Below are 14,102 nucleotides of genomic sequence, written 5' to 3'. Positions count from 1 at the left end.
TTAGTGCATTTGGGAGGGACGGAAATGGATAGTGATAAAGAAACTTCTGAAGATAGAAGAGAGAGGCTGAGGCAAAAAGAATTAAGGCATCCTTCCAGTAGTATTCGTGGAAGTAATCTATCTGATCTTGTTGGTGGTCTAAGTTGGAAGGGTACTGGGATAATGATTCTTTTTTTAATAATTGGCTTTGTGCTATATTCTATATTTTTCCGTTAACGGGTGCTTTCTCCAAGGAGTAGTGTTGTCAGCCTAACTAATTGTGGGTTGCGGAGGGGGTGTTGTTTTGTTGTCCCGTAACAAGATACATATTTCCCACAGTTCCGCTCTGTAACTGCGTAGTTTGGCTGTTGGCATAGCTGATACCATTCCCCCGTTTTTCCTTGATTGCTTGCTCCACATGGTGATCGTTTTGTTTCAAGCTCTTGTCGAAAGGTAGCCTGTTTTATCATTAATGAAACTTTATTTTGAATTCAACGACTTATTATGAAAAGGGAGTAAAGGATTAGATGTTTGTTATAGAAACGGCAGAAACTTTATACAACCAATTCCTTTATCGTTCCAATAAAAATCGGCCTTTGATTGTCGGTATAGACGGATTAGGGGGGGCTGGAAAAACTACCTTCGTCAAAGAGGTTGAGCAAGAATTAAAAGACTGTAACTGCGAGGTCAGGATATATCATCTTGATGAGCACATTGTTGAAACAAGTAAGCGCTATCATACTGGATTTGAGGAATGGTACGAGTATTATTATTTACAGTGGGATATCAGTGGTTTATTAAACAGTTTCTTAGTCCCCTTGCGTAACAGTGAGAATTTACAATTACCGTTCTATGATAAATCTACAGATTCAATTTCCTATAGACAGGTTGAATTATTTACGAATAGCATCGTTCTTATTGAGGGTATATTTCTGCAAAGGAAGGAATGGAAGAGTATTTTTGATTATGTCATTTTCTTAAATTGCCCCTTTGAGTTAAGGAAAGAGAGGGTATTAGGTCGTGATTCCTACATTGGTGATTATCATGACAGAATGAAAAAATATACGGAAAGATATTGGCCTGCGGAAAAGCACTACCTTGACACAATAAGACCTGACAGAATTGCAGATTTAGTAATAAGCATTGAATAAGCACCGGGTATGAATCATTCATCGGCAAAGGGCTTCGCTTCTGAAGAAAAGTGTCTTTCTTTTTAATAAGAGCCATTTAGTCAAATCACTTTTGTAACCTTCTCAAATGGAATTCGTTTTAATTAATGTAAAATTCCACCGCTTTGAAAATGGGAGGGGATAACCAAATGACAAGAAGAAAAATTATTATAGTAGTAGTCGCGATTATGTTATCTATTTTTGTAATGAAAGTATTAAAAAAAGACATATGGGATGTTAATGAAGAGCGATTGAAACAAGAGGTAGTGAATATTGGTAATTCCGTCGAGTTAGTGAATTTATCCGATATCACACCATTTGAGTGGGATTTAGTGTATTCTTTTGAACCATACACACCTAAAGAAATAATCTTTCAAACCGTTGGCTATAAGTGGGATTCAATCAGTGAAACGGTTAACGGTGGCATGAATCAATTAGTTTTTATGAAAGATAGCAAAGTGGTTTGTTATGTATATGGCTATCCAGCAAATAATGGTTATGGAATTTTCTTTAACAGCAACGAAAGTAGAGTCTCCTCCGCCCCTGCTTCTGTACTTAGTGTCGAAGATGATTTGATTTTTGAAGTTGTAAAAGGGGATAACGTTATTCTTCTAACGAAATACGAATGACTCGTCTGAAGTAATAGTGTGTGTATCGCTTGTAGAAGCAGTTTCCGCGCTCAAGAAAGCAGCATATGCGCCCAAGAATCCCGATTCGCGCTCAAGACTGCATCAAGGGGAAGGATTTTCTTTGTATGTCTTTGAGAAATTTACATTTGATGCAATTAGTGGTCGCCTATCATTAAGTGAAAATCCAGGATATTACGTTGACATTGAACCATTACCATCCGATTATGATTTAGCTCAACTTGAAGAAGCAGGTAAGGAGGAGTTAAGTCAAATCGGTGATGTGTTCAATTATAGCGGCGAGTTGGTCGAACACCCCCTTGGTTTCGCGGTTCTCTACTTTCAAACATCGGGTGAGGGAGGCATTGATGATTATATTGTGTGGAAAACGGAATCGGGGGATGCTTTTTTATTCCGCCTGCATAATCCGAAAGGGGAAGAGGCGACCGATTTCGCTGGCCCAGTTCTTATATCCCTATCTACAGTACAAAGTGAATAGTGAAGGATACCTGTACGGTGAACAATTGTTCAAATTGTAGGAATAAACGTGAATGTTTCATGCGCAGGTACCTCAAAAAAACACTTCCCTTGGTGACTTTGGCAAATGTCTGTTATTCTATAGGAAAAGCAACTAGTTTTAAAGGGTGATGAACATGTCTGATTCATCACAAATTCTATGCATTATTAGTTGTCAATGAAATACATAGCCGCGATGAGGAACGACTGTTGCTTGAGTAAAAAATGTAAAGCGCCAACAAAGGTGCTTTTTTCTTTGATTAATGGAAAGAGGTGATCCCAATCGATAAAGCATTGTCCGTCTTATCTTCTTATTTTGGATATACTTCCTTTCGAACAGGCCAGGAAAATGCAATTAATAATGTTTTGGAAGGAAAAGATACACTTTGTGTCATGCCGACCGGTGGTGGAAAATCCGTATGCTACCAAGTTCCCGCTTTAGTCATGGAGGGAACCGTTTTAGTCGTATCCCCTTTAATTTCATTGATGAAGGATCAGGTCGATGCGCTTCATCAAATCGGAATTCCAGCTGCATATATCAATAGCACATTATCAACGGAAGAATATTTTGGCACGATGGAGATTGCCGCGGATGGTGGATACCGTTTACTATATGTCGCCCCTGAACGTTTCGAATCCCAATCCTTTGTACAGCAAATTAACCACATGGATATTCCTATGATCGCTATTGATGAAGCACACTGTATTTCCCAATGGGGTCATGACTTCAGGCCGAGTTATCGGATGATGAATCGGGTTATTAATTCATTTGAAAAAAGACCTGTTGTGTTGGCACTCACTGCCACTGCGACTCCTACTGTACGTGAAGATATTTGTGAACAGCTGCATATCGCAAGCGAACATACGGTAATGACCGGATTTGAACGGAGCAATCTAACCTTTTCTGTGATTAAAGGACAGGATCGCGAGAAGTTTGTTAAGGACTATGTGAAGAAAAATGAAGGGGAAGCGGGTATTATTTATGCCGCCACACGTAAAGCCGTTGACCAGGTCTGTTCGACGCTTGAACGGAGTGGGGTAAATGTGGCCAAGTATCACGCAGGTCTATCGGACAGTTTCAGGCAATCGGAACAGGACCGATTCTTGATGGACGAAGCAACTGTCATGGTAGCGACAAATGCATTTGGAATGGGAATTGACAAAAGCAATATAAGATATGTAATTCATTACCAAATGCCGAAGAACATGGAAAGTTACTACCAGGAGGCGGGGCGTGCTGGAAGGGATGGGTTAGACAGTGAATGCACACTTTTATTTTCTTCCCAGGACGTCATTACCCAGCGCTTTCTGATTGACCAATCGCAGGATAACCAAAGAATTCCTGCTGAACTTGAAAAGTTACAGTCGATGATCGATTATTGCCATACAGAATCATGTCTACAAAAATTCATCATCTCTTACTTTGGTGAAAGTGAAATTGAAGATTGTGGCCGCTGCGCAAACTGCACGGATACACGGGAAAGCTTCGAAGTAACTGTGGATGTTCAGAAAGTATTATCATGTGTCATTCGAATGGGACAACGCTTCGGAAAGACGATGATTGCACAAGTTTTAACGGGATCCCGCAATAAGAAAGTGTTGGAATTCGGGTTTGACAAATTGACAACTTATGGGTTGATGAAAGAACGGAATGCGAAGGATGTTTCCGATTTTATCGAATTCATCATCTCCGAAAATTACTTAGGTGTGGAGAACGGTCAGTTTCCGATTATCTATGTCACCGAGCAAGGTAAGGATGTATTGACTGGCAAGGTGAAGGTGTATCGAAAAGGATCTGTTGAAACAAAACAGATTACAACGGACGATCCGTTATTTAACCAGCTGCGTGCACTCCGAATGAAGCTTGCTCAGGAAGCCGGTGTACCTCCTTTTGTTGTCTTTTCCGATAAGTCGTTACGTGATATGGCTGCAAAAATGCCCGTCACGGAAGAAGCGTTCCTAGAGGTCAATGGGGTAGGGGCCGCTAAATTAGAAAGATACGGGAAAGTTTTCATAGAAGAGATCAAATCATATTCAGCACAAATGGTTTAACAAAAGAAAACAGGTGTAGGAAGAAATTCCTGCACCTGTTTTTATTAATTGTTAAGCTTTAGCTTCCTCTGTTAACTGAAGGCTTCGTTTCATGCCTAAAATTGTATATAGCGCAACGGCCAATAGGATAATCCCGGTAAGCATAAATCCACCTTGGAATGTTAAATCCAAGTAACCGATTAAACTTGAGCCTGCAACCACACCGATTGAAAAGAAGGCATAAAAATAACCATAAGCTTTTCCGCGGAACTCAGGAGTTGAAGAGTCAATGAGCAAAGAATTGATGGATGGGAAAAGGAAAGAAAAACCGATTCCGTATAGCATCATTGCTACAAAGTGAAGTGAAAGTTCCGTAACCTGACTAAGGAATAGCATACTCAGCCCCATCATCGAAATTCCGAAAGCCAATGTGATCATTGGGCGAACTTTGTCGAAAATACGGTTAATTGGCAATAGGAAAATCAGTATCGCAACGAAACCAAAAGTGCTTAGTAGCATGCCGGTCGTTTTAGTGTCAAACCCAAGGGCTTCGACTTTCAGAGGAAGGACCAATGCCAATACCCCTTGCGAAAACATTAGAAAGAAGGCTCCTGTAAATGCCCTTACCATTCCTGGATGTTTGAATAAATACCGCACCCTGAAATGCTTTGTCGATTTTGACTGTTGTTTTTTCTTATATGTGAATGAACGTAATACGAAAAAAGCTGCAATGGCAAGGATGAACATAATAACACCATTCACTGACATGATGAAAGGCGCACTTGTTTTCGTGGCAACTATTCCACTATAAGCAGGTCCAACAATCGCCGCCAATCCAACGAATGCACCTGAGATAGCAACACTTCTGCCTCTTTTAGACACTTCTGCACGATTAGCAAGGAATGTAAAAGCGGCTGGAACAATCAATCCTTCCATAAATCCGTGTACAAATCGGATAGCCAAAAGCGATGTCGGTCCGATGGCAAGAGTATAAAGGAGTAGCGATACCCCTGACGCAAAAAGTCCGATTAAAAGAATGACGAATGGTCCTCTTTTATCAGTCAGAAAACCTGAAATGACATTTCCGATTGTGTTAGAAAATGAATAAATGCCCACTGCTAAGCCGGTCATGAATGATGAAGCGCCTAAAGAAAATGCGAATGGACTCATAATCGGGAGCTGTGAAAACAAATCGAAAAATGAGAAGAAGACGATTAAATAAACAAACACACGCATGTGATATCCTCATTTCATTTAAATATATCTACCCTATAACTGTACCATTTAACTTCAAATAGTTAAAAGGATAGATTTTGACATAAGAAAAATTAGCAAAAAAACGATAGGAACGTTAAAATGTAAGAATACTTTTGCGAAAGGGATGTTGTTAATAATGGATTCGAAAACAAGGGTCGGAATCGTTGGATACGGCAATTTGGGAAAGGGAGTAGAATCGGCGATTTCCCAAAACAGTGATATGAAGCTCACAGCTGTATTTACAAGAAGAAATCCTGCCGAATTGAAAGTGAATAGTGGAGCTCCAGTTCTCCCATTGGATGACATTGAAAACTATGTAAATGACATCGATGTTTTAATTCTATGCGGTGGTTCTAAAAATGATTTGCCAGAACAAGGTCCAGCGCTTTCTAAATTATTCAATACCGTTGATAGCTTCGACACGCATGCGAAAATTCCTGAGTATTTTGAAGCAGTCGACGCTTCAGCCAAGCCAAGCGGGAAAACGGCAATCATTTCTGTTGGTTGGGATCCAGGTTTATTTTCCATCAATCGTCTTTATGGCGAATCAATTCTTCCGTTAGGTGCAACCTACACATTCTGGGGCAAAGGCCTGAGCCAAGGTCATTCAGATGCAGTCAGAAGGATTGAAGGCGTTAAAGGGGCTGTACAGTACACGATTCCTGTTGAAGCAGCAGTGGAAAAGGTGAGAAGTGGGTCTCTACCGGAACTCACAACTCGTGAAAAACATACAAGGGAATGCTTTGTCGTTCTTGAAGATGGGGCGGATGCTGCTCAAGTTGAACAGGCGATTGTGACGATGCCCGATTATTTCGCGGATTATGATACAACAGTGAATTTCATAAGCGAGGCGCAATTAAAAGAAGAACACGACGCGATGCCGCATGGCGGTTTTGTCATCCGTAGCGGAAAGACAGGTGAGTCGAATAATCAAGTAATGGAATTCTCACTTACGTTGGATAGTAATCCTGAATTCACTTCGAGTGTCCTTGTCGCGTATGCACGTGCGGCTTATAAAATGAACAAAAATGGAGAATTCGGAGCTAAAACAGTATATGATGTTGCACCAGGGCTACTCTCGCCGAAAAGTGCGCATGAACTTCGGAAAGAGTTACTTTAAACTTCTTTTTAAACTTCTTTCAAATATCTATTATTTCATTTATACTGAAAATGTGGTTTTTTATTTAGGAGGGCGAAATGAATGGGGAAACTTGATGAAACATTATTGATGCTAAAAGACTTAACAGACGCAAAAGGAATTCCTGGGAATGAACGCGAACCTCGCGAAGTCATGAAGAAATATATCGAGCCATTTGCGGATGAAATCGATTACGATGGACTTGGTTCTTTAATTGCTAAAAAAACAGGTGTTGCTGAAGGCCCTAAAGTGATGGTAACAGGCCATTTGGATGAAGTCGGTTTTATGATTTCCAAGATTGACGACAAAGGATTCCTTTCCTTCCAAACCGTTGGTGGATGGTGGTCTCAAGTCATGCTTGCGCAGCGCGTAACAATCGTAACGCGTAAAGGGGATACAGTGACTGGTGTAATCGGTTCTAAGCCGCCTCATATCCTTTCTCCGGAAGCAAGGAAAAAACCGGTTGATATCAAGGACATGTTCATCGATATCGGTGCCACTTCGAGAGAGGAAGCTATGGAATGGGGAGTAATGCCTGGTGACATGGTCGTTCCTTACTTTGAATTCACAGTTATGAACAATGACAAATATTTACTTGCGAAAGCATGGGATAACCGAATCGGATGTGCAATTGCAATTGACGTCATGAAAGCGTTGAAAAACGAGAATCACCCAAATGTCGTATTCGGTGTTGGTGCAGTTCAAGAGGAAATCGGCTTGCGCGGCGCGAAAACAGCTGCTGCAAAAGTGAAGCCGGACATTGCGTTTGCAGTTGACGTTGGCATAGCTGGTGATACACCAGGAGTGACTGCCAAGGAAGCATCAAGTAAAATGGGCGATGGTCCTCAAATTCTTCTTTTTGATGCATCAATGGTTTCCCATAAAGGACTACGTGATCTCGTCGTTGACACGGCTGAAGAGCACGGCATCCCTTATCAATTCGACGTAATCCCTGGCGGTGGAACAGACGCTGGCTCGATTCACGTGAGCGGAAATGGAGTTCCATCCCTTGCAATCTGTATCGCAACTCGTTATATTCACTCGCATGCAGCTATGTTGCATCGAGACGATTACGAAAACGCAGTGAAACTGATTGTTGAAGTCATTAAAAAGCTTGATAAGGATACAGTACACCGTATTACATTTGAATAATCGATTAGTTAAAGACCGTACCTTTGATGCCAAAGGTGCGGTTTTTTATATTCCAACGGGGAATAATAAATTCATAAATGAGCTAAATTGCTTATAATAATTCATTTGACTTTATATTTATGCATGAATATACTATTTCTAACATCAAATATATGAGGAATGGGGATGATCGATTTGGTGAAGATGCATTTGTCGGCAGTGAATATCGGGCACAATATAGAAGATCAGCTAAAAGGACGCGACATGTTGACGTTGTTGGACTATACAAGTGAAGAGATCACTTATTTATTGCACAAGGCGTTAGTCATGAAAAAGGATACACTTTCAGGGAAAATGCCCCCCATTTTGCCGGGGAAAACTCTCGGCATGATTTTTGAAAAACACTCCACAAGAACAAGGATCTCGTTTGAAGTCGGCATGGTACAGCTTGGCGGGCATGCAATGTATATGAATGCGAGAGATTTACAAATTGGCCGTGGGGAGTCGATCCATGATACGGGAAAAGTATTATCTGAGTACTTGGATGGGGTTATGATTCGTGCGAACTCACATGAAACGGTGGAGGAACTGGCGAAGCATTCATCAATTCCGATTATCAATGGATTGACGGATCTTTTCCATCCTTGCCAGGCTCTTGCGGATTTATTGACAATGATTGAAGTGAAAGGCTCCATTGTCGGGAAAAGACTCGCTTACATTGGAGACGGCAATAATGTGGCGCATTCATTGGTCATTGGCGCTGCGAACATGGGGATGCATATTGCGGTTGCAACGCCTGAAGGATTTGAGTTCAATCAAAAGCTTTTCACAATGGTGCAAAAAATTGCGGCTGCAAATGGTGGTTCGGTCATTCAAACTTATGATCCGGTAGAGGCTGTCGAAAATTCAGATGTTGTCTATACAGACGTTTGGACCAGCATGGGGCAGGAAGAAGAAGCGGCGCACCGACTTGAAGTATTTAAGGATTTTCAGATTAACGACAAATTAGTTAGTCATGCCAAAAAGGATTATATGTTTTTGCATTGCCTTCCCGCTCATCGTGAAGAGGAAGTTGCCACTTCTGTCATCGATGGTCCGAATTCTTATGTTTTTCAACAAGCCGGGAACCGATTGCATGCACAGAAAGCCGTATTAGCTACTGTTTTGTAATGCCATTTTCGAAAGAATGGACCTCGTGAGCGCAAGAATGGACCCTTGTCGAAAACAATGGACCTTGACCGCGAAACAATGGACCCTACCCACAATTTTGAAACCAAATTAAAAAAGGGTGGAAATCGAAATGATTTCCGCCCTTTATCCTTACAAGTCATGCCCTTGAAAATGCCTGTGCGAGTTCGCCAGTAATCTTGGTCTTCTCCTGCTCATCCGCATTGACCCACAACTTCTCAAAAAACACTCCGAGGCCTGGCAGCAAATGCTCTTCTCCACGCTGTAGTGCATCTTCCACGACGTTGCGTATATCTGTCGCTGAGTTATTCGTCATGTTTGCAGTAATCGCGTCGCGTATTTGAAAATTCATGATATCATCCTCCTGCATTCATTTTGTACACAATGATCGCCAACTATACGGACATTTGTTACACTGAAAAGAAAAAGGATGTATTGAAATAAATGAAAAGAATAGAATCGACTCAAAATGCACTTGTTAAGCATTGGAAAAAACTTGTTACCTCAAGAAAGGATCGCGACAAATCGGAAGAATTCATCGTGGAAGGATTTCACCTTGTTGAAGAAGCTTTAAAATCCGAAGGGACGGTTCTTCATTTGATCGTTAGGGACGATATTGAACTTCCAGCCAATTGGAACACTGATAACCTTCAAATGATTGAAGTTACGAAGGCAGTCGCAAAAGAATTAGTCGAAACAGAACAATCGCAAGGAGTCTTTGCCCATTGCCGTCAGCCCGACTATGCGGAAGCTCCAACAGATTCATGGAAAAAATACTTGTTCATCGATGCCGTCCAGGATCCCGGCAACATAGGCACAATGATAAGGACTGCTGATGCAGCGGGAATTGATGCAGTAATTTTAGGGAAAGGTTGTGCGGATCCATTCAATCCGAAAACCGTTCGATCCGCCCAAGGATCCCATTTCCATCTTCCGATCATTAAAGGAGAGCTCAATGATTGGATAGAAAAAGTGAAATCAGCCAATATTAAACTTATCGGGACTGGTTTGCAAAATGCTGTCGACCATTATAGTGTAGGACCATTGAATGAATTTGCGCTTATCGTCGGAAATGAAGGAAGCGGAGTCGCTGCCGAGTATTTGTCAAAATCTGACGAGATCGTTAAAATCCCAATATACGGCAAAGCAGAATCTTTGAATGTTGCCATCGCTACAGGAATCCTGCTATATGCTTATGGCAAACAATGATTTCGCCAAGTTGAAGTATTGAAGAAAATCAGGTATAGTAATGCTGTAAATAAAATTCAAAAGCTGTGACCGGGAAAAGTAGACAGTTTGCAACCTACAGGAAATTTGCACCGAGACTGAGAGTGCAGATAGGCGAATGTTGTTGAAGTTCACCCCGAGAGCTGCCGCTTGGACCAGTATTAACTGTAAAGGCGTGCCGGTAGAGGGCCGTTAATCCAAATGAAGTGATTATGCATATACTTTGCATAATAATCAGGGTGGTACCGCGAACTCGTCCTCGTCCCTTTTTAGGGGCGGGGATTTTTTATTTTATGTTTTATTTCGAAAGGAGAAAGAAAATGGAACAACAATTACAGCTATTGAAAGAAGAAGCGTTGAAAAAAATCCAAGACGCTTCAACAGTCAAGGAACTAAACGACGTCCGTGTCGCTTATCTTGGAAAAAAAGGACCTATCACCGACCTGCTAAAAGGGATGGGGAAGCTTCCTGCTGAAGAACGTCCTAAAATGGGTGCTTTAGTAAACGTCGTCCGTGAAGCAGTAACTGAATCACTCGAAACACGCATGACATTGCTCGAAGAAGAGGCAATCAATGTGCAATTGGAAAAAGAAGCAATTGACGTCACATTACCAGGCCGCCCGATTCAAACTGGCAATCACCACCCTTTAACAAGAGTCGTCGAGGAAATCGAAGACTTCTTCATCAGCATGGGCTATGAAATTGCAGAAGGTCCTGAAGTTGAGAAAGATTACTATAACTTCGAAGCGCTTAACTTGCCAAAAGGGCACCCTGCACGCGATATGCAGGATTCCTTCTACATTTCCGAAGAAGTACTACTTCGTACTCACACATCACCAGTCCAGGCACGGACGATGGAAGCTAAAGGCGGCGAAGCAATCAAAATCATCTGCCCGGGAAAAGTGTATCGTAGAGATAACGACGATGCGACGCATTCCCACCAATTCACGCAAATTGAAGGACTTGTCGTAGGCGAAAATATTAAAATGAGTGATTTAAAAGGGACGCTGGACCTTTTTGCGAAAAAGATGTTCGGTGCAGAACGTGAAATCCGTTTGCGCCCAAGCTTCTTCCCATTCACTGAACCATCTGTCGAAATGGATATTTCCTGCTTCAAATGTGGCGGAGATGGATGTAATGTATGTAAAAAAACTGGCTGGATCGAGATTTTAGGTGCTGGAATGGTACATCCCAATGTGTTGCGTATGGCTGGATATGATCCATCAGCCGTTACTGGATTCGCATTCGGAATGGGGCCAGAGCGGATTGCGATGTTGAAATACGGCGTAGAAGACATCCGTCATTTCTATACGAATGATATTCGTTTCATATCACAATTCCATCGGTCAGAAGCGTAAGGAGGAAAAGACATGTTAGTATCTACAAAATGGTTGAATGAGTATGTAAATATAAAAGGCATAAAGCCGGAAGATCTTGCAGAAAGAATTACACGTTCGGGAATTGAAGTCGATTCCATCATCGACCGGTCGCACGGAATGACGAATGTTGTCGTCGGTTATGTGAAAGAATGTGTAAAACATCCTGAAGCTGATAAGTTGAACATTTGCCAAGTTGACGTTGGTGAGGAAACAACACAAATCATTTGTGGTGCACCGAACGTCGCGCAAGGCCAAAAAGTAATCGTTGCACGCCCGGGTGCTGTTCTACCTGGTGGAATGAAAATTAAAAAAGCAAAACTCCGTGGTGAAGAATCGAATGGAATGATTTGTTCTTTACAGGAGTTAGGAATAGAAGGAAAGCTTGTAGCAAAAGCATACGCTGAAGGCATCTATGTATTGCCACAAGATACGATTCCTGGTGAAAATGCACTTCCATTGCTTGGACTTGACGATACTGTGCTTGAATTCGATTTGACACCTAACCGTTCAGACGCTTTGAGCATGTTAGGTGTAGCTTATGAGGTAGGTGCAATTTTATCACAAGGGATCGCACTGCCGAAGATCGAGTATAAAGAGTCTGAGGAAAAAGCGGAAGATGTTTTGAAGCTCCGTGTTGACGCGACTACTGACAATCCGATGTATGTAGCAAAAGTCGTAAAAAACATTAAAGTTGCCGAGTCTCCACTTTGGCTTCAAAATTACTTGATGGCTGCAGGTGTCCGTCCTCATAATAATGTTGTCGATATTACGAACTACGTTTTGATGGAATACGGCCAACCTCTTCATGCATTCGACTATGACCGCCTTGAAACTGGCGAAATCGTCGTCCGTCACGCCGAAGAAGGGGAAATGATCACGACACTGGACGACGTTGAACGTAAGCTGAATCAGCATAACTTGGTCATCACGAATGGAAGCGAACCAGTAGCAATTGCTGGAGTCATGGGTGGAGCAAATTCAGAAGTACATGACGGTACAACAACAGTTGTAATCGAATCAGCTTATTTCGCACCATCCTCTGTGAGAAGGACATCAAAAGAAGTTGGACTACGAAGCGACGCAAGTACACGCTTTGAAAAAGGCGTTGACCCGAATCGAGTGCAAGAAGCTGCTGAACGCGCTGCGCAACTGATGGCAGAACTTGCAGGCGGGGAAGTCCTTTCAGGTTCGGTTACATTTGATGAACTTGATAAGACGGCTGAACGCATTACAATCTCACCGGATTACATCAATAACCGACTTGGCATGAAAATATCTATGGATGATATGCTTGCGATTTTGGAACGTCTTCGTATTCCGACGGAAGCAGTAAACGGTCAACTTGTCATCGATGCGCCTACACGCAGACAGGACTTGAAGATCAAGGAAGATATCATCGAAGAAATCGCTCGTATGTATGGATACGATGAAATTCCGAAAACACTTCCTGTATCTGAATCTACTCCGGGTGGACTCACACCATACCAAGCTAAACGACGGATCGTTCGTCAGTACCTTGAAGGAGCGGGTCTTTATCAGGCAATCACATATTCATTGACTTCCAAAGAACATGCACAAGAATATGCTTTGGAAACGGCACCGGTTACACAATTGCTTATGCCGATGAGCGAAGACCGCAGCACTCTTCGCCAAAGCCTCATTCCACATCTATTGGAAGCTACGACCTATAATGTCGCACGTCGAATCGATTCGGTGGCTTTGTATGAAACAGGTTCTGTTTTCTTAGGCGAAGAAGAGGATGGATTGCCGCGTGAAGTAGAACATGTCGCTGCAGTATTGACTGGGAAATGGGTCGATCATGCATGGCAAGGTGAAACGAAAAAAGTAGATTTCTTTGTCGCGAAGGGTATCGTTGAAGGAATGATGGAACGCCTCGGACTTGCTGAAGGCCTATCATTTGAAAAAGCTTCAATCACCGGAATGCATCCTGGGCGTACAGCAAACATTCTTCTAAAAGGCGAGCGTATTGGTCTAATTGGTCAAATACATCCGACTGAACAGAAGAAACGTGATTTGAAAGAAACGTATGTGATGGAATTGAATCTTGAGCATATCCTTTCTGTTGATACAGAAGAGCTTTTATATTCACCTGTTCCACGTTTCCCATCAATTTCACGTGATATTGCACTTGTTGTTGAAAGCGAAACTTCTGCGGGTATTCTTGAAACAATCATCCGTCAAGCAGGCGGGAAGTTATTGAAAGACGTGAAACTCTTCGACCTTTACGAAGGTGAAAATGTCGAAAATGGCAAGAAATCTCTTGCATTCTCGTTGACTTATTTCGATCCTGAACGGACATTGACAGACGAAGAAGTGGTTAAAGCGCATGAGAAAGTTTTAAAAGCTTTAACTGTGGAAGCAGACGCACAGCTTCGTGGTTAATCGAATAAAAATAAATAAGACCGCTTTTGGAGAGAACTTGACTCCATGGCGGTCTTTT

13 protein-coding genes and 1 other annotated feature are annotated in these 14,102 nt (G+C 42.0%); of the genes, 11 read left to right on the top strand and 2 right to left on the bottom strand.

The window, feature by feature from the left end; translation table 11 throughout:
- Positions 1-24 precede the first annotated feature (24 nt).
- The 5 genes from P5G49_RS07060 to recQ all read left to right on the top strand — a co-directional run bounded on the left by P5G49_RS07060 (position 25) and on the right by recQ (position 4,342).
- Complete coding sequence (locus tag P5G49_RS07060; RefSeq protein WP_301242785.1) at positions 25-216, top strand: DUF6366 family protein; 192 nt, start codon at positions 25-27, stop codon at positions 214-216.
- 290 nt (positions 217-506) lie between these two features.
- The gene (locus tag P5G49_RS07055; RefSeq protein WP_301242784.1) at positions 507-1,130 is read left to right on the top strand and encodes a kinase; all 624 of its coding nucleotides are present in this window, start codon (positions 507-509) and stop codon (positions 1,128-1,130) included.
- A 167-nt stretch (positions 1,131-1,297) separates the two neighbouring features.
- The gene (locus tag P5G49_RS07050) at positions 1,298-1,777 is read left to right on the top strand and encodes a hypothetical protein (protein WP_301242783.1); all 480 of its coding nucleotides are present in this window, start codon (positions 1,298-1,300) and stop codon (positions 1,775-1,777) included.
- A gap of 121 nt (positions 1,778-1,898) precedes the next feature.
- The gene (locus P5G49_RS07045; protein WP_301242782.1) at positions 1,899-2,273 is read left to right on the top strand and encodes a hypothetical protein; all 375 of its coding nucleotides are present in this window, start codon (positions 1,899-1,901) and stop codon (positions 2,271-2,273) included.
- Positions 2,274-2,563: 290 nt separating this feature from the next.
- Positions 2,564-4,342 (top strand): DNA helicase RecQ, encoded by a 1,779-nt coding sequence (gene recQ, locus P5G49_RS07040; protein ID WP_301242781.1) that lies wholly within the window; start codon positions 2,564-2,566, stop codon positions 4,340-4,342.
- 51 nt (positions 4,343-4,393) lie between these two features.
- Here the strand turns inward: recQ and P5G49_RS07035 are convergent, their stop codons facing one another.
- Complete coding sequence (locus P5G49_RS07035) at positions 4,394-5,557, bottom strand: MFS transporter (RefSeq protein WP_301242780.1); 1,164 nt, start codon at positions 5,555-5,557, stop codon at positions 4,394-4,396.
- A 157-nt stretch (positions 5,558-5,714) separates the two neighbouring features.
- Here P5G49_RS07035 and P5G49_RS07030 point away from each other — a divergent pair, with 157 nt between their 5' ends.
- The 3 genes from P5G49_RS07030 (at position 5,715) to argF (ending at position 9,017) form a co-directional block, all read left to right on the top strand.
- On the top strand, positions 5,715-6,698 hold the full coding sequence (locus P5G49_RS07030) for a diaminopimelate dehydrogenase (RefSeq protein WP_301242779.1): 984 nt from the start codon (positions 5,715-5,717) through the stop codon (positions 6,696-6,698).
- Between the two features lie 81 nt (positions 6,699-6,779).
- Positions 6,780-7,868 carry a M42 family metallopeptidase gene (locus P5G49_RS07025; RefSeq protein WP_301242778.1) on the top strand — a complete coding sequence of 363 codons (1,089 nt, stop codon included), beginning with the start codon at positions 6,780-6,782 and terminating at the stop codon, positions 7,866-7,868.
- Between the two features lie 183 nt (positions 7,869-8,051).
- Positions 8,052-9,017, top strand: coding sequence for an ornithine carbamoyltransferase (gene argF, locus P5G49_RS07020; protein ID WP_301242850.1), 966 nt, complete (start codon positions 8,052-8,054; stop codon positions 9,015-9,017).
- Between the two features lie 157 nt (positions 9,018-9,174).
- Here the strand turns inward: argF and sspI are convergent, their stop codons facing one another.
- Complete coding sequence (sspI, locus tag P5G49_RS07015; RefSeq protein ID WP_301242777.1) at positions 9,175-9,387, bottom strand: small acid-soluble spore protein SspI; 213 nt, start codon at positions 9,385-9,387, stop codon at positions 9,175-9,177.
- A 92-nt stretch (positions 9,388-9,479) separates the two neighbouring features.
- Between sspI and P5G49_RS07010 the strand changes: the two genes are divergently transcribed.
- The 3 genes from P5G49_RS07010 (at position 9,480) to pheT (ending at position 14,044) form a co-directional block, all read left to right on the top strand.
- Positions 9,480-10,244, top strand: a complete 765-nt coding sequence (locus P5G49_RS07010) for a TrmH family RNA methyltransferase (RefSeq protein ID WP_301242776.1) — start codon at positions 9,480-9,482, stop codon at positions 10,242-10,244.
- Between the two features lie 56 nt (positions 10,245-10,300).
- Positions 10,301-10,532 (top strand) — a binding site (T-box leader).
- A gap of 50 nt (positions 10,533-10,582) precedes the next feature.
- The gene (gene pheS / locus P5G49_RS07005) at positions 10,583-11,620 is read left to right on the top strand and encodes a phenylalanine--tRNA ligase subunit alpha (RefSeq protein WP_301242775.1); all 1,038 of its coding nucleotides are present in this window, start codon (positions 10,583-10,585) and stop codon (positions 11,618-11,620) included.
- Positions 11,621-11,632: 12 nt separating this feature from the next.
- The gene (gene pheT / locus P5G49_RS07000; protein ID WP_301242774.1) at positions 11,633-14,044 is read left to right on the top strand and encodes a phenylalanine--tRNA ligase subunit beta; all 2,412 of its coding nucleotides are present in this window, start codon (positions 11,633-11,635) and stop codon (positions 14,042-14,044) included.
- Positions 14,045-14,102 lie beyond the last annotated feature (58 nt).

The sequence above is a fragment of the Sporosarcina highlanderae genome, assembly GCF_030433715.1.
In the GTDB taxonomy this organism is placed as follows: Bacteria; Bacillota; Bacilli; order Bacillales_A; family Planococcaceae; genus Sporosarcina; species Sporosarcina highlanderae.
This window is presented reverse-complemented; position numbering and strand designations above follow the sequence as displayed.